This window comes from Sorangium sp. So ce1014 (assembly GCF_051521505.1).
GTDB lineage: Bacteria > Myxococcota_A > Polyangia > Polyangiales > Polyangiaceae > Sorangium.
On sequence record NZ_CP150356.1, the window covers coordinates 4,004,806 to 4,020,991 of the forward strand.

General features: G+C 72.9%; 10 protein-coding genes. 5 read left to right on the forward strand and 5 right to left on the reverse strand.

Features of this window, described 5'->3' with window-relative positions; translation table 11 throughout:
• Nucleotide 1 precedes the first annotated feature (1 nt).
• Complete coding sequence (locus WME75_RS15225; protein WP_437491209.1) at nucleotides 2–877, forward strand: 2,3,4,5-tetrahydropyridine-2,6-dicarboxylate N-succinyltransferase; 876 nt, start codon at nucleotides 2–4, stop codon at nucleotides 875–877.
• A complete protein-coding gene (gene dapE, locus WME75_RS15230) occupies nucleotides 874–1,977 on the forward strand; it encodes a succinyl-diaminopimelate desuccinylase (protein ID WP_437491212.1) in 1,104 nt (367 codons plus the stop codon). The genes WME75_RS15225 and dapE overlap by 4 nt, the downstream gene beginning before the upstream one ends.
• 81 nt (nucleotides 1,978–2,058) lie before the next feature.
• On the opposite strand, the gene WME75_RS15235 is transcribed toward dapE, so the two are convergent.
• From WME75_RS15235 to WME75_RS15245, 3 genes are all read right to left on the reverse strand, one after another.
• The gene (locus WME75_RS15235; RefSeq protein ID WP_437491215.1) at nucleotides 2,059–2,868 is read right to left on the reverse strand and encodes a sensor histidine kinase; all 810 of its coding nucleotides are present in this window, start codon (nucleotides 2,866–2,868) and stop codon (nucleotides 2,059–2,061) included.
• A 406-nt stretch (nucleotides 2,869–3,274) separates the two neighbouring features.
• Complete coding sequence (locus WME75_RS15240) at nucleotides 3,275–3,718, reverse strand: response regulator (protein ID WP_437491218.1); 444 nt, start codon at nucleotides 3,716–3,718, stop codon at nucleotides 3,275–3,277.
• Nucleotides 3,719–3,938: 220 nt separating this feature from the next.
• Nucleotides 3,939–4,403: a response regulator gene (locus WME75_RS15245; protein WP_437491221.1), complete on the reverse strand. Its 465-nt coding sequence runs from the start codon at nucleotides 4,401–4,403 to the stop codon at nucleotides 3,939–3,941.
• A gap of 312 nt (nucleotides 4,404–4,715) precedes the next feature.
• Here WME75_RS15245 and WME75_RS15250 point away from each other — a divergent pair, with 312 nt between their 5' ends.
• Complete coding sequence (locus tag WME75_RS15250; RefSeq protein ID WP_437491224.1) at nucleotides 4,716–5,489, forward strand: sensor histidine kinase; 774 nt, start codon at nucleotides 4,716–4,718, stop codon at nucleotides 5,487–5,489.
• A 165-nt stretch (nucleotides 5,490–5,654) separates the two neighbouring features.
• Nucleotides 5,655–9,800 (forward strand): HEAT repeat domain-containing protein, encoded by a 4,146-nt coding sequence (locus WME75_RS15255; protein WP_437491227.1) that lies wholly within the window; start codon nucleotides 5,655–5,657, stop codon nucleotides 9,798–9,800.
• A gap of 241 nt (nucleotides 9,801–10,041) precedes the next feature.
• Here WME75_RS15255 and WME75_RS15260 read toward each other — a convergent pair whose 3' ends face one another.
• Both WME75_RS15260 and WME75_RS15265 read right to left on the reverse strand, forming a co-directional pair.
• On the reverse strand, nucleotides 10,042–12,087 hold the full coding sequence (locus WME75_RS15260) for a DsbA family protein (protein WP_437491229.1): 2,046 nt from the start codon (nucleotides 12,085–12,087) through the stop codon (nucleotides 10,042–10,044).
• Between the two features lie 413 nt (nucleotides 12,088–12,500).
• Complete coding sequence (locus WME75_RS15265) at nucleotides 12,501–12,995, reverse strand: hypothetical protein (protein WP_437491232.1); 495 nt, start codon at nucleotides 12,993–12,995, stop codon at nucleotides 12,501–12,503.
• Nucleotides 12,996–13,284: 289 nt separating this feature from the next.
• On the opposite strand from WME75_RS15265, the gene WME75_RS15270 reads away from it, so the two are divergent.
• A complete protein-coding gene (locus WME75_RS15270) occupies nucleotides 13,285–16,128 on the forward strand; it encodes a serine/threonine-protein kinase (RefSeq protein ID WP_437491235.1) in 2,844 nt (947 codons plus the stop codon).
• Nucleotides 16,129–16,186: the final 58 nt, after the last annotated feature.

The window sequence follows — 16,186 nt, forward strand, 5'->3', positions numbered from 1 at the left end:
CATGGCCACCGAAGAATCCATGAAGTCCCTTGTCGAGGCGGCGTTCCGCGACCGCGAGCTCCTGCGCTCGCCCGCGCACGAGGCCGCGGTCCTCCGCACGATCGAGTGCCTCGATCAAGGCCTGCTCCGCGTCGCGGAGCCCGACAAGACCCCGCAGGCGGGCGGCGAGGGCGCGGCGCCAGGCGGCGAGGGCGCGGCGCACCGGTGGGTGACGCACGCGTGGATCAAGGAGGCGATCCTGCTCTACTTCGCGCTCCGCAGCATGACCGTGATGGAGGTCGGCCCCTTCGAGTTTTACGACAAGATCCCGCTCAAGCGAGGGCTCGACAAGGCGGGCGTCCGCGTCGTCCCGCCGGGGACGGTGCGCTACGGCGCGTTCCTCGAGCAGGGCGCGATCGTCATGCCCGGCTACGTGAACATCGGCGCGTGGGTCGGCTCGGGATCGATGGTCGACACGTGGGCGACGGTCGGGAGCTGCGCGCAGATCGGTCGGGGGGTGCACCTCGCCGGGGGCGTCGGCATCGGCGGGGTGCTCGAGCCGCCGGGGGCGCGGCCGGTGATCATCGAGGACGGCGTCTTCGTGGGCTCGCGCGTGATCGTGGTGGAGGGCGTCGTCGTCGAGGAGGAGGCGGTGCTCGGCGCCGGCGTGGTGCTCACCGCGTCGACGGCGATCCTCGACGTCACGGGGCCCGAGGTCGTCGAGCACCGCGGCCGGGTGCCTGCGCGCAGCGTGGTCATCCCGGGCACGCGGCCGAAGCGCTTCCCCGCGGGGGAGTTCGCGATCCCCTGCGCGCTCATCATCGGCCAGCGGAGCGAGGCGACCGACCGCAAGGTGTCGCTCAACGCGGCGCTGCGCGACTTCGCGGTGCCGGTGTGAGCGCGCGGCCCGACCAGGACGCGGCGGCCGGGGCCGCGCTCGCGGACACGCTGCTCTGGCTGTGCTCCGTCCCGTCGCCCACGGGGGAAGAGCAGGAGCTGTGCTGCGCGGTGGCGGAGCGGCTCGGGCGCGCGCAGCTCGCCGCGCCGGTGCGCCGTCACGGCGATTCGCTCGTCGTGCAGGTGACGCAGGGCACGGGCGGCCCGAAGATCGCGCTGGCCGGGCACCTCGACGTGGTGCGCACCTCGCACGACGGGCCGCCGCGGATCGAGGGGGATCGCCTCTACGGCCCCGGCGCGAGCGACATGAAGTCGGGCCTCGCGCTGATGCTCGATCTCGCCGAGGGCGAGCGGAGGGACGTCGCGGGGGTCGATCTGACGCTCGTGTTCTACGCCCGGGAGGAAGGCCCGTACCTCGAGAACGAGCTCGCGCTGGTCATCGAGCGCGAGCCGGGCCTCCGCGCGCTCGATCTCGCGGTGTGCCTCGAGCCGAGCGACAACAAGCTGAGCCTCGGCGCGAGCGGCTCGCTCCACGCGGGGCTGACGTTCCGCGGGCGGACGGCGCACAGCGCGCGACCGTGGCAGGGGGAGAACGCCATCTACAAGGCGGGCCCGCTGCTGGTCGAGCTCGCCGCCCTCGCGCCGCGCGAGGTCGAGATCGACGGGTTCGTCTACCGGGCCGTGACGACGGCGACGATGGCGCAGGGCGGGCGCGGGCGGAACGTCGTGCCCGACGAGTTCACGATCAACCTGAACCACCGCTTCCCGCCCGGGACCTCGATCCAGGACGCGCAGCGGAGCATCGAGGCGCTCGTGGGCGGCCGCGCCGAGATCGACTGGCGCGACCTCAGCCCCTCGGCGCCGCCGCACGCGTCGCACCCGCTCGTCGTGGCGCTGCGCGAGGCCGGCGTCGCCGCGGTCGAGCCGAAGCAGGCGTGGACCGACGTGGCCCGCTTCGCAGAGCTCGGCGTGCCCGCGGTGAACTTCGGCCCCGGCGAGAACGCCCAGGCGCACCAGCGCAACGAGTGGGCGTCGCTGCAAAAGCTGTCGGAAGGTCGCGCGATCCTCCGCCGCTGGCTCTCGGCGCTCGGACCGGCCTGACCGCACGCGCGCCCGCTGCGCGCGCCCCGCTCCAGCGGCGCGCGGCGGTGCGCACCCCTTCCGCGGCGCACGGGCTGTCCGTCAGGACGTTGCGCGCACCGAGAGCCCGACGGCGGGGATGGTGAAGAAGAACGTGCTGCCCTGGCCCGGCGAGCTCTCGACCCAGATCGTGCCGCCGTGGGCCTCCACGATGCCCTTGGTGACGAACGCCGCGAGCCCCATCCCCTGCCCCAGCGGCCGGCGAGGGGGCGCGTGGCGGGCGAACAGCAGCGGCTGCTGATCCGGCGAGATGCCGGGGCCGGTGTCGGAGATCGAGAATCGCGCGTCGGTGCCCGCGGGCTCCGCGCGCACGGTGATGCGTCCGCCCTTGGGTGTGAAGCGCATCGCGTTGCCGAGCAGGGTGGCGATGACCTGAACGATGCGCTCCCGGTCGCACGCGATGGGCGGCACGTCGTGCGGCAGCTCCTTCGTGATCTCGAGCGGCTTCAGCGCGACGGTCGGCGCGACGAGCTCGATCGCCCTGTCGAGGATCGGCTCGACCTCGTGCGCGCCCTTGCCGACCTTCAGCGAGCCGCTCTCGATGCTCATGGCGTCGATCAGGTCCTGCGCGAGCTGGTTGATCTCGTCCGTTGCGCGGGTGATCGCCTCGAGCTGCCTCCGGCCAGGGCCGTCCTGGGGGATCGAGCGCATCAGCATGCGGGCGCTGACCACGATCACGCTCAGCGAGTTCCTGAGGTCGTGGGAGATGGTGGACACGGTCTCGCGGAGCATGCGCTCGGCGGCCTCCGCGCGACCTTCCAGGAGCTGGCATTGCTCCTCGATCCGCTCGCGCTCAGCCGCATCGCCCCGTGGGGCATGCCGGTCCGCGTCCGCCTTCGATCGCCTGGGCACCCTGGCGCGCAGGGTAGCCGGTCCCGCGGAGCGGGGCCCGCTCGCCGCAGTGGACGTCGAGCCCCTCTTCGGCGAGCGCAGGGGCACCGTGCTGGCGCGCCCGCGGAGCGTGCGGCCGTGCGCTGCATCCGCGCTGTCCGTCGCGGCTTTACCGGCTTTTTTTCTCGTCACCCCCGCCATCCTCGTTCCCTCTTGTCTCTCAGGCGATCAGTTAGCCAGAAAGACTGTGCTGGGGATAGTCAGGTGGTGCCTCAGTCAAGTCCTGCCAACGCGGGAGCGCACGTGCGCTGTTTCTCTCGTTGGTGTCGCGTGTCGCATGTCGCGTCTCGCGCGTCTCGGGGACCTCGCGAGCTCGTGTGCGCCGGACAGGTTTCGCAGGCTGGCCGGGGAGGGGATCCGCGGCGCGTCAGGTCGTTCTTTCCGGCTGCGACGACGCGCCCCGCGCGTCGCCGTCGCCGCGCGACAGGAGGCGGCGAATCTCGAGCACGAGCGTGTCCGGCAGACACGGCTTCGTGAGGAAGGCGTCGCACCCCGCGTCCTTCGCCTCGCGCGAGTGCCCCGCGAGCGTGTGACCGGTGAGCGCGACGATGGGGATCCGCTTCGTGCGAGGGTCGCTCTTGAGGTGGCGCGTCGCCTCCCAGCCGTCGATCTCCGGGAGCGACAGATCCATCAGGATGAGGTCCGGGATCAGCTCGAAGGCGCGATCGAGCGCCTCCCGCCCCGTCGCGGCCTCGGCCACGCGGAACCCGGAGAAGGACAGGTATTCCGCGAACATCTCCCGGTTGTCCTGGAAGTCGTCCACGACCAGGACGAGCGGCGAGAACGCGTTGTCGTCACACTTCACTTCCATCCCAGTGAACCTTTCCATTCCTCGGCGCGCCGCCCGATCGGCGTGAACGACTCCGGCACCGTGCGGCCGGCCTGTCACGCAGGTCATGTAGGGGGCGATCCGCTCGGGTCACGCGATGTTTGTATACCTTATTGCCGGCCGGACGCCGGGCATTTCCCCTCCCGCGCAGGGGTCGCCCTGCACTTGCCCTGAAGGGGTCTAAGGTTGTTCCCTACGTGCCCTAGGTAGGGCCGTAGGGCCGGCGGACGCCGACGATCTCGTGGAGCAGACGAGCGGCGCTGTCCCAGTCGACCGGCTTCACGAGCACGCCGTCGAAGGCCGAGGCGTTGAGGGCGGCGCGGGCCTCCAGATCGCGCCGGCCTGTGCACGCGAAGATGGCGACGTGCTGGGTCGCCGGGTCTGCGCGCAACGCCTCGGCGACGACGAAGCCGTCGATGCCGGGCATCCTCAGGTCGCACAGGATCACATCCGGCACGTCCTGCGTGGCGAGGAACACGCCGCGCAGCCCACCCGCCGCCCGCTCTACCAGGAAGCCGTGCGCGGCGAGCGCCGCCTCCGCCATGACGAGGAAATCGGGATCATCGTCCACGATGAGGACCCGGCGGCGTCGTTCGACCACCAGGGTGTCCTCGTCGACCTCCTCGTCGTGCTGCTCGGCGAACTCTCTGCGCTCTGCCTCGGACATGCTCCCCCGCTCGCGGCTCGGCTGACAGCGCTCCCCAGGTGCTCGGCTTCGATGCGCGGCAGCAGGGCAACGACCCCCCGCCGGCGTTCCTGGAAAGGTCCCCCTGCGTTGGTGGAGGCGAAACCTGAGCCCCGGCTACACCTTGTGCCCAGGTCGCTTATCCGCAACCATCAACTGTCCAGCGTAGATGAGGTCTCGGCGCGGTTCGACCTCAGCGTCTGGCGACGGCTGTTTCGGGGCGGTCCCGACGACAGTTGGCTTGCTCGTCTGATGCTCGCGGTCCGCGTTGCTGCATATTCGGAGCAGGCGTCTATGTGGATGGATGACGAGTTCTTCGCGCGGGTGGGCCACGATCTACGGGGCGAGCTGGCGACCATGCTGGCGGGGGTCCACTATCTTCTGCGTTACCAGAAGGACCTCGGGCCAGCGCCGCGCGACATGCTGGAGCGCGTGCGCGGCGCCGGCGAGCGGCTGAAGCGGCTGCTCGACGAGTTCGACAACTCCATCTGGCTCCGCGCGGACGCCAGCCGTCCGATGTCGATCGCCCGCTGCGATGCGGGCGAGCTCGTCCGTCGGGCGGCCGTGCAGCTCGAGGGGACGGCCGCTGCGCGCGGTGTGGAGATCTCGTTCGAGGCCGAGCCCGATGGGGTCCCCACCGTGGAGGGCGATCCGGAGCTCCTCCGGGTGGCCCTCGAGTATGTGCTCGGCTTCGCCATCCTGCGATCGCGCGATCGGCCGGTGCAGGTCCGCATCTCGAGCGCCGATGGCATGCCGGTGGTGACCTTCATCGACGAGGCGGGCCCTGTACCGCCGGAGCCGCTCGCCCGGCTGCTCGAGCCGTTCGGCGAGCGGGGGGCGATCCCCGCCGACCCGGTCGCGCCGCGACGTCGAGAGCGGCTCGGCCTCGGGCTCGCGATCGCGCGCGGCATCCTCGACGCGCATGGGGGCGGGCTGACCGTGGAGCCCTCGTCCGAGCGCACGGACGGCGGCGCGCCGGCGTCGGTCGCGGACCTCTCCGCGACCGGGCTGCGCTTCACATGCTTCCTCGGCGGCGTTGGGCGGGATCCTCCCACCCAGCTTCCCTGAGACGGAAGATCGCTGCTATGCGGCGAGCGGCGACGACCCATGAAGGCCCCCTCCGAGGCCTCCCAACGCGCGGATCGTGTCCGATGAAGACTTCGTCTAGGATGGACCGGGCCGCACGTCGTGAGCGTGCTCCAACCTCCACCGCACACCGATGAATGCGCCTCGATGCCGACGCTGAGCTCTCTCCTCGTGCAGCATGGGGTCACCTCGATGCGGGTGGTCGAGGAGGCTATCGCCCGCCAAGTGCTCCATGGCGGCGACCTCGCCACGAATGTGCTGGAGCTGGGCGCGGTGCGCGAGCGCGAGCTCACGGCGTTGCTCGCGGAGAGCCTCGGGCTCCCGCCCGCCGTGGGCCGACTGCAGCCAGCGTCGCCCGACGTGCTCCGGACCCTCCCGGTCGATCTCGCGGTCCAGCACCGCGTGTTCCCGCTCGACGTGCGCACGGGCCTCGACAGCGCGGCGACGGGAGCCTCGCAGCCGGAGCCGACGCTGGTCATCGCCACGGCCGAGCCCCTCGCGCCGGCCGTGGCGGAGCAGCTGAGCTTCGCGCTGGGTGTCAGCCTGCGGCAGCTCGCTGCGCCGCTGGTGCGCATCCGCCAGGCGCTCGCGGAGCACTACGGGATCGCCCTCGATCGGCGCCTGTCGCGGCTCGTGAAGCAGCTCGACGCGCGCGCCGAGCCGAGCCCGGCGGAGCCGGTCGAGCCCGCCCCGGCGGCCGCCGCCGCGCTCCCGCCGGAAGCGCCTCCGCCGACGGCCTCGCCCGCCGGTGCGGATGCGGCTCCGCCTCCGCCCGCACGAGTCGACGCGTCCTCGTCCGCACAGGTCGACGCAGCTTCGCTCGCGGGGGCAAGGGCGCCGTCGCCAGCGAACGTCGACGCGACGTCGCCGGCAGGAGTCGACGCGACGTCATCTGCGGACGTCGATGCGGCGTCCTCCGAGGACGCCGACGCGACGTTCCCCGACGGCGTCAGTGCTCGTGAGCAGGCGGCTGAAGCGGAGCAGCACAAGGGATCGAGCATCGACGATGCTCCGACGGTCGAGGCGCTGACCTCGATCCATGACGAGGAGACCGTCGTCGCGGAGGTCTCGCTCAACGAGGCCGTGCCCACGCCGAGGAAGCCGCCGCTCCACGAGCTGGATGACGAGCCGACCGTCGTCGCTGAGTACCCGATCGATCTGCCGTCGTTCCGCTATCTCGAGGCGAACACGCCTGGGGCAGAGGCGCTCGCTTCACGCCTCGCCGAGCTCGCGCCGCGGCGCGGCCAAGCGGCTGCGGCGCCGGCCACGCGCGATCTCGCCACGGCAGATCCGGGCGAGGAGAGCGCGCCACCGGGCCACCTGGCTGCGCCGCGGGAAGAGCCCGCGGTCGAGCCGGCGGAGCCGACGCCGCGCCCCGAAGAGCTCGCGCCGCGCCTCTCGGGGTTCGCGGCAACGGGGGTCGTGCACGCGGCTGCTCCCGTGGAAGCGGCGACGCCACCGGTGAGAGCGCCAGCGCCGCCCGTGAAGGCGACGCCGGTGCCGGCTCCGTCCGGCGCGCGTCCTCCAGCGCCGGGCACTCACCTGCTGACCGGCTGGTTGAAGCGGGCGTCGGCCGCGCACCGCCCTCAGCAAGATACGCCGCCGCAAGCCACCGCGTCGCACCAGCGCCGGCCCGGCGACTCCGCGCCTGCGGCGCAGGCGCCTGTGGCATCTGCACCCGTGGCGCCCGCGCCTGCGGCGCCTGCTCCTGCGGCATCCGCGCCCGTGGTTCCCGCAGCAGCGGCGCTCGCAACCGCGGCATCCGCGCCCGTGGCGCCTGCGACGCCCGCGACGGTGGCGCGCGCGGTCTCGGCGAGCGCGCCGCCGGCGAAGGGTTCGATGCGCGAAGCGGGCCGGTCTGCGCCGACTGCGCAGCGGCGCAAGGGCCCGTTCACGCTGGCCATGGCCGAGCAGGAGCTGGCTGCGGTCGACTCGAGCGAGGCGGTGCTCGCGGTCCTCTTCGACTTCGCGCAGCAGTACTTCGAATACACGGTCCTGTTCACCGTCCACGGCGAGCGCGCCGAAGGCCGTAACGCCGCAGGCCCCGGCGCCGAGCGCGAGCGCGTCACGAAGATCACCGTGCCGTTCGAGCGTCCGACCGCCCTCGCCAGGGCGCGCGCGCTCCGAGCGCCGCTCATCAGCGCGCTCGCTGGCAGCGCCCCTGACGCGGAGCTCCAGCGCGAGCTCGGCAGGAAGGTTCACGCGGCCGCGGTGGCGGCCGTCCCCATCGTCGTGCGCGGCCGCGTCGTCGCGCTCGTCTACGGTGACGACGGCGCCGCGTCGGTCGAGCTCTCCAGCATCGGCGACCTCATCGCGCTCGCCGGGCTCGCAGCAGCGGTGCTGGAGCGGCTCATCCTGCGAAAGAAGCTGAACCGGAGCGGCGGAGCCCAGGAGCCCGCCGCGCCGCAAAGGGCGTCCGCGCCGCCGCCCGAGGCCGCCGCGCCGGCGCAAAGGGTGTCCGCGCCGCCGGCCGAGGCCGCCGCTCCGCAGAGGGCGTCCGCACCGCCGGCCGAGGTCGCCGCGCCGCTGGACGAGCACGGCGACGAGCTCGCCAAGGATGGCCCGCTCTCCCTGCGCACCCGCGCCGCGCTGCTGGAGCTGAGCAGCACGGTGCGCGCGGCGTCGCACGGGTCGCCCGCGACCGACGCTGGATCCACGCCGCCCGCAGCGCATGCAGATCTCGGCGCGGGAGAGGCAGCGCATGCCGACCGCGAGGATGGCGAGCCGCAAGGCCCGCGGCACCAGAGCGGCTGGTCCACGGAGGACGGCGGATCCGGGATCGACGCCGTCGCGCGGGCGTTCGGGCTCCGCGGCACCGGCGTGGAGGCCGAGCCCGTGCGGCCGGACGAAGGCGTCGCGCACGCGATGGCGTTCAGCTCGACCATCCCGCCGGCCCCGATGCCGCACGCGCCGATCCCCGGCGCCGAGCCGCAGTTCAGGCGCGGCCGCGAGGCGGGCGTGGACGTCGTGTCGGGCACGGCCGTCACGGCGCCGATGATGCCAGCGATCACCGAGCCGCTCCTGCAGGCGGTCAGGGCGCCGTCTTCGCCGGTCATCACGGCGTCGTCGGCGCCGCCCGCCATCGACGAGATCCCCGACCTGGAGATCCCCGCGGCGCCGGCCCCCTCGCGGTCCGAGGACTTCGATCTCGGCGAGCCTGAGGAGGCGCGGACGAAGCGGTACTCACGTCCGCCGTGGATGCTCGACAGCTCGATCACGCCCGGCGCCGAAGAGCACCGGGACGCCGGGCCGGCGCCGTCGTCGGACGCCGCGCGCCCCCACTGGCGTCGCCGCACGCCCGTCGCCCTCGAGGCCGCCGCAGCGTATCCGAGGCCCCCGTCCGAGCGACGCGCCGCGGCCTCGCCCTCTCCGGCCGGCGAGCTACGCGCGGAGTACAGCTCGCTCGTGCAGCACGTCCTCGCGGGCGGCGAGGCGGGATCGAGGGCGTTTGCTGAGCTCGTGCGCAACGGCGAGACGGCGATCTCGATCGTCGCCGCGCGTTTTCCCGGTCCGCTCCGGGTCGATCGCCAGCGTTTCCGTGAGCAGATCGCTGGCCCGGATGGCGTCGCGAGCGTCGCCGCGGCGCCCCCCGCCTCCCAGTGCGGGACGCTGCTCGAGCTCATCGTCGCGATCCGGCGCCCGGCGCTTCCCTTCATGACCGTGCGGAGCTCCTCGCCCGACCCCGAGGTGCGCTTCTGGGCCACGCACGTGCTCGGCGAGCTGCCGTATCCGGAAGCTGCCAACGCGCTGCTCCCGCGGCTCTTCGACGACAGCATCGCCGTCCGGCGGATCGCCGTCCGTTCGGCCGCTTTGTTGATCACGGCGCCACCCGCGGGCGGCCCGATCCTGCAAGGGCTCGATCACATCGCGCGCGACCGCGAGGAGTCGCCGGTGCGGCGGCTGACCGCCATCGAGACCATGGGCGAGATCCGCTCCGGATCCAGCGTGCCGGCGCTCGTCAGCGCCCTCTCCGATCCGCACGAGGTGATCGTCGAGGCGTCGGCCCGGGCGCTGCTCGTCATCACGCGAGAAGATCACGGCCGCGACGCGCGCAGGTGGATGTCGTGGTGGTCGAGGAACGGCGAGCGCCATCGCATCGAGTGGATCATCGACGCGCTCACGCACGAGAAGCCCGCCCTCCGCCGCGCGGCCATCGACGAGCTGAAGGGCATCACCCGGGAGTACTTCGGCTACTACGAGGACCTGCCGCGCCAGGAGCGGGAGGCCGCCCAGGAGCGCTACCGCGCGTGGTGGACCTCGGAGGGACGCTCGCGGTTCCGCACCACGGGCTGACGTAGCCGCGCCGAGCGCGACGAGCTGCGCGCAGCGGCGCGCGACGAGCTGCGCGCAGCGGCGCGCGACGCTGTTGCGCGTGGGACGGGGGCGCGGGGCCGCCCTCACAGAAGCGGGAGCGACGAGGATGCCCACCGAGCCCGCGCGGGGCAGGGGGGTGGGCGGCTCATCCGGTCACCGGGAGCCGCCCTTCGGGTGGATTGGCTGTGGCAGGCGAGAGATCAGACCGCGCAGCGGCGGTTCACTTGGGGGCGGCGGGGGCGGCGGGGGCGGCGGCAGGCTGCGCGGCGGGGGCCGGCCTCCTGGGGGCGTCCACCCTCACGGCGGCAGGCACGGTCTCGCCGGCCTCCTTCATGGCCTTGTCGATGAGCTTCTTGAACTTCGAGAACGGCTGCGCGCCGCTGAGGAAGTAGCCGTTCACGACGAAGGCCGGCGTCCCGCTGATGCCCGCCTTGTCCGCCACGGAGTTCTCGGCGTCCACGAACGCCTTGTGGGTGTTCGCGTCGAGCGCCTTCTTGAACTTCGTCATGTCGAGGCCCAGCTCCTCGGCGTACTTCTCGAGCGAGGCGCGCGAGAAGGCGTCCGGCTGCCCCTGGTTCTTGAAGAGCACCTCGTGGTACGCCCAGAACCCGGCGTTGCCCTTCTGCGCGTAGGCCTCCTGCGAGGCCTCGGACGCGAGCGGCGCGTTCTTGTGCATCGGCAGCGGCCGGTGGCGCCACACGATCTTCAGCTTGTCGCCGTAGGTCTTCGAGACCTGCGAGACCGTATCCTCGACGCGCTTGCAGAACGGGCACTCGAAGTCCGAGAAGACCTGCATGACGACCTTGGCCCGCTCGCCGCCCTTCCACGGGCTGTTCGGCGCCGGCGCGGCGACTTCCTTGCGCTCGGGCGGCGGCGGCTCCTTGCCGTCCTTGATGATCTCGGCGTAGAGGTCCTTGGCGGCGACGCCCTTGGCGAGCATCCCCTCGGCCTTCTTGATCTCCTCGTCGACGATCGTCTTGAACTTGTCGATCGGCTGCGCGCCGACGAGCCGGCGGCCGTTGATGAAGAAGTGCGGGGTCCCGGACGCCTGCAGGTCGTCCGCGAGCTCCTGATCGGCGGCGATCGACGCGCCGTGCTTCTTGGTGGCGATCGCGACCTTCACCTTCTCGGCGTCGAGCCCGAGCTCCTTGGCGTAGCCGACCAGGTCGTCGTCGCTGAGCTTCTGCTGGTTCTTCCAGAGCAGGTCGTACGTGTCCCAGAAGCCCTTCTCGCCCTTCTGAGCGCGGGCCTCCATGGCGAGCTCGGCCGCGGGTTCGGCGCGCTGGTGGAACGGGAGCGGGTTGTTCTTCCAGACGAACCGGACCTTGTCCCCGTAGGTCTTGAGGAGCTCCTCCATGGTCGGGACGACCTTGGTGCAGAAGGGGCACTGGAAGTCGGACCACTCGACGATGGTGACCAGCGCGGTGGCCGGTCCCTTCGCGGGCGAGTCGCCGACGGGCACCTTCCAGACCGTCTTGTCGTCCTCCTGCGGGCGCTCGCGGTCCTTCTGGGGCGGCGCCTTCGCCTTGTTCTCCCCGGCGAGCTTGGCGTACACCTTGTCGGGCTTCGTCCCCGCGGCGACCGCCGCCTGCGCGGCCTTGAGCTGCTCCTCGATGACGGCGGTGAACTTGTCGATCGGCTGAGCGCCGCTCAGGAACACGCCGTTGATGATCGAGGCGGGCGTGCCGGTGACGCCGGAGGACTTGCCGACCGCCATGTCGGCGTCGATCTTGGCCATGTACTCCTGCCGATCGAACGCCGCCTTGAACTTCGCCTTGTCGACGCCGGACTCGACCGCCCACTTCTCGAAGTTCTCGGGCGTGAGGCTCTTCTGGTTCTGGAAGGCGAGCTCGTGGAACTTCCAGAAGGCCTTCGAGCCGCCGAGGCGGAACACGGTCTCGGCCGCGAGCGCCGCCGGGCGCGCGTTCTTGTGGAAGGGGAGCGGGTTGTTCTTCCAGATGACGCGCAGCTTCTCGGGACCGTACTTGTCCTTGAGCTGGTTGATCGTGGTCTCGACCCGGGTGCAGAACGGACACTCGAAGTCGCTGAAGACGACCATCGTCACCGGCGCCGTCCGCGCGCCCCACATCGGGTCCTTCGACGACACCGGCACCGCCGCGTCCTCGTCGGTCCACGGCTGACCGTCGTCGACGGCCGCCGAGATCTCATGCCCGCGCGAGCCGGCGCTCCGATCGATACTCCACATCAGCCCCATCCCTGCGATGAAGCAGAGAAGAAAGCCGACGATGGCTGTTCCCTTGTTCATGATATTTCCTCTCTCAACGGTGGTGGGGCTCCGCCAGGCGGGCCCCTCCTTCAACGCGGGCGCGACACCAGGTGGCGTGCCCGCGACAAGATCGCCAATCGTGCGCTCCCAGGGCGGCGAGCCACCCTGGGCCGAAGGAGCCGCCGCCGCGCGGTGCGGCCGCAGCCCTCGGCGGAGCGCCGGGACCGCTCTGGACCCGCCACGCCGGCGTCTGCGCCCGGCCTCCGTCGCGAGGGCGCGTCGCCCTGGAGAGGGCGAGCCTGCGCGACGTGGGGCCGGACGAGCCGCCTAGCGGGCTCGGATCAGAACGGCAAACGCTCCGGATCTCGCGGCAGAGCCGGCCACGAACCGCCAGCAGCGGGCTCCGAGAGACCACGCGGCGCGATCGAGCACGGCCTGCCGGCGAGCTCGCCTCATCGAGGCGGGTGGTAGATGCCCTGCTCCACGCCGGAGCGCGGCCCACCGGGGACCGCGAGGAACGAGAAGAGCGCCACGGGTGTGCCCACGGCAGGGAGGACGAGCTCCGGAACGAGCAGCGCCTGCTGCGGCGGGCTGGAGAGCTCGCTCACAGGGCCGGGATGGCGCGAGCTCGGTCCGACCCTCGGCCAGAGATCGCCCCCCTCGCATCCAGGGACCGCGTCGATCCGCGCATCGGTGATCGGGAGGGTGCGGGGCGGGGCGACCGACGAAGCGCCGCGGGGATCGCAGATGGGCGCAGCCCTCGTCGCGCCCGTCGCGTCGTCGACGCTCGTCAGGACGGTGCACGATGGCTCGTCCGGCGGAGCGACGATCGTCATCCGGTCGTCCTCGCAGACCGGAACGATCGCAGCACCCGCGCGCAGCGGGAGGACCAGCGCCAACGCGAACGTCAGCAAGGTCATCAGGCGCTGGACGGCGTGTCGCGACATCCCTGCCAAGGAGTAGCCGAGGCCAGCGGGGAGAGCAATGGCCGGGACCTCGGGTGATTGCAGCGTTTTTCTGGACTTCCTGGACGGATTCCTGCGCCGCTCAGGGCGGCCGCCCGGAGCGCGCGACTTGTCGACAGGGTGGGGATAACCCTGTGGATAATCTGGAGAGCCCCTGTGTCGAAACGGCGCGGTACGGCGGGAGCCCCGCGAAAACACGGCCCGTTTCGGCGCGGTCGAGCGAACCACCCGAAGTTGGCCCACCTTGTCCTACATCCGGTAGGTTCGGTTCATGGCGAACTCCTCCGCGACCGTGCCTCGCCCGGTTCTTCCGCCCTCGCATGAGCCCAACAAGAGCGGCTTCGCTGCGGACGATGTTCCCCGACCGCTCGGACGCTACGTGCTCCTGCGGCGCATCGCTCGGGGGGGCATGGGCGAGGTGTTCCTCGCCTCCACGACCGGCCTCGAGGGGGCGGAGCGCGCCGTCGTCGTGAAGATCATCCGCCGCGAGCACGCGTCCGACCCGAGCTACATCGCCCGCTTCCTGGACGAGGCGCGGGTGCAGGCGCAGCTCCAGCATTCCGGCGTCGCGCAGGTCATCGAGGCGGACGTCGACCCGGCGACGGGGGAGCCGTACGCGGTGGTCGAGCACGTCGAGGGCCGGAGCCTCGGCGAGGTCCGGGCGCGCGCGGTGCAGCTCGGGCACCGCTTCGACTGGGCGGAGGCCGTCGCGATCGCGACGATGATCGCCGAGGCGCTCGCCCACGTGCACGAGCGCAAGGACCCGTCGGGCGACGCGCTCGGCATCGTGCACCGCGATCTGTCGCCCCAGAACGTGATGCTCGGCTTCTCCGGCGACGTGAAGATCATCGACTTCGGCACCGCGCGCGGGCAGAACCGGCGCTGCCACACGGTCGCGGGCGTCGTCTTCGCGAAGCCGGGCTACGTCGCGCCGGAGGTCGCCAACGGCGACCCGGGCGACGCGCGGGTCGACCTCTACGCGCTCGGGATCATGCTCTGGGAGCTGTGCGCGGGGCGCCGCTTCCTCCAGGGCGACGCGCAGACGCACATGGCCGCGGTCGCGCGCAACCAGAACGACCCGCCGCCGATCGCCCTCTCGCTCGGGGCGACGCCGGCGCTCGACGCCGCCATCGCGCGGCTCACGGCCTTCGACAGGGAGGCGCGGTACCCGTCCAGCCGCGCGGCCGCGCGCGACCTCGCCGCGCTCCTCGGCGCGGCGGTCGCGCTGCCGGGCGGCGAGCGCGGCGTGCGCGCGCGGGCGGCGCACCTGATGCAGCGGCTCTTCCCGGGCGAGCCGGGGCGCTCGCGCGGAGAGTTCGCGACCCTCGTCACCGCCGCCAAGGCGCACCGCGCGACGGCCGTGACGCCGGTGAGCCCTCGCGCCGAGGCGATGGCCTCGGCCGAGCGCGGCGACGAGGGCATGCTGCCGGGCACGCGCTACCGGCTGCTGCGCGAGATCGGCGCCGGCGCGAGCAGCACCGTCTACGAGGCGGAGCACGTCGACCTCGGGCGCCGCGTGGCGCTCAAGGTCGTCTCCGCCGAGCACTCCGCGACGGACGTGGTCGCGAACCGCTTCCGCCGCGAGGCGCGCGTCCTCTCGCGCCTGTCCCACGAGCACCTCGTGAAGGTGCACGACTTCGGCATGGCGGCGGATGGCCGCCTGTTCTGCGGCATGGACCTGCTCGAGGGCGCGACGCTCGACGCCGTGCTTGCCCGCGGGGCCGCGATCGACTGGAGGGACGCGCTCGCGATGGCGGTCAAGGTGCTGAGCGCGCTCGAGCTCACGCACGCCGAGGGCCTCGTGCACCGGGACATCAAGCCCGAGAACCTGTTCCTGACGCGCCCGAGCGGCGCCGAGGGGGCGCCCTCCATCGCGGAGGCCGGCCTGAAGCTGCTCGATTTCGGGCTCGCGAAGTGCCTCTCGGAGGACCGCGGCGAGGTCGACGGCGTCGCGGACGCGACGGGCGCGGGCGAGGGGCCGGCGCGGGCCGCGGTCGCGATCGTGGGGACGCCCGAGTACATGGCCCCCGAGCAGGCCGCGTCGGGGCGCATCGACGGGCGCGCGGATCTCTACGCGCTCGGGTGCGTCCTCTACGAGATGCTCACGGGGCGCCTGCCGTTCGTCGAGCCGAGCCTCGTCGCGCTGCTCGACGCGAAGGTCAAGGGCAGCCCCGAGCGCCTCCGCGAGCGCGCGCCGGCCCGGCAGATCCCGCCCTTCGTCGACGAGCTGGTGATGCGCGCGCTGGCGCGCCATCCGAGCGTCCGCTTCCAGAGCGCCACCGAGATGCGTCAGGCCATCTTGAGGGCGCTGGGCACGCCCGGGCGCGCGCGCGCTCGCCGCCGCGCGCTCGGGTTCGCGGCGGTGGCCGCCGTGATGGCGCTCGCGGGCGTCGTCGTCGTGGGCAAGGGGCGCGAGATCGCGGCGCGCGCTCCAGCGGCCGCTGCGCTGCTCGGCGTCGCGGGCGAGGCGGCCCCTTCGTCGGGCGAGGCGGCTCAGCCCGATGCGCCCATCGACGCGCCGACGGCCGTCTCGGAGGCGCCGGCGGCGGGCGCGGCGCCGCAGGCCCTCGCGGCCGCCGCAGCGGTGCAGGCAGCCGGAGCGCCGGCTGCCGCGGTCACCCCCGATGCGGCCGCGCCCGGCGTAGCCGGCGCGCTCGTGCCCAGCGAGGCGGGGCAGGGGACCGGCGCCCCTTCGGCCCTCGCGGCCTCGCCCGCCGCCGGACCCGATGCGGCCGCGCCCCGAGCAGGGGCCGCGCAGCCCGCCGCCGTCGTGCCGCCTGCGCAGCCCGCCGTCGCGAAGGCCGACGCGGCGAAGCCGCCCGCGAGGAACCAGACCGTCCCGCGCAGGCCGGCGGTGGCGACGCGCGGATCGGCGCCGAAGGCGGACAAGCCCGCGGCGCGCGGCGCGGCGGATCGCGCCTCTCGTGAGGTCGCGAAGCGCGAGTCGAAGGCGCGCGAGCGATCGTCCTCGTCCTCAGCGCGCGAGCCGTCGACGCCGACGCCTGCCCGTGGCGACGCTGACACGGCAGAGAAAGACGGCAACGGGCACGAGGATCCCACCGAGGCGAAGCGGCGCCGTCACAAGCGGCGGTCCCGGGTCGCCAAGGCCGAGTAAGCTGCGCCCCACGCGGAGCATTTCTCTCGCGCGCACGCTGCGGCGTTGTATACCGCGC

What these genes read in the sequence shown, in the direction of transcription:
- WME75_RS15225 (WP_437491209.1), top strand. Translation starts at nt 2, where the DNA reads ATGGCCACCGAAGAATCCATGAAGTCCCTTGTCGAGGCGGCGTTCCGC.
- WME75_RS15240 (WP_437491218.1), bottom strand. Translation starts at nt 3,718, where the DNA reads ATGGAAGTGAAGTGTGACGACAACGCGTTCTCGCCGCTCGTCCTGGTC.
- WME75_RS15245 (WP_437491221.1), bottom strand. Translation starts at nt 4,403, where the DNA reads ATGTCCGAGGCAGAGCGCAGAGAGTTCGCCGAGCAGCACGACGAGGAG.
- WME75_RS15250 (WP_437491224.1), top strand. Translation starts at nt 4,716, where the DNA reads ATGTGGATGGATGACGAGTTCTTCGCGCGGGTGGGCCACGATCTACGG.
- WME75_RS15255 (WP_437491227.1), top strand. Translation starts at nt 5,655, where the DNA reads ATGCCGACGCTGAGCTCTCTCCTCGTGCAGCATGGGGTCACCTCGATG.
- WME75_RS15260 (WP_437491229.1), bottom strand. Translation starts at nt 12,087, where the DNA reads ATGAACAAGGGAACAGCCATCGTCGGCTTTCTTCTCTGCTTCATCGCA.
- WME75_RS15265 (WP_437491232.1), bottom strand. Translation starts at nt 12,995, where the DNA reads ATGTCGCGACACGCCGTCCAGCGCCTGATGACCTTGCTGACGTTCGCG.
- WME75_RS15270 (WP_437491235.1), top strand. Translation starts at nt 13,285, where the DNA reads ATGGCGAACTCCTCCGCGACCGTGCCTCGCCCGGTTCTTCCGCCCTCG.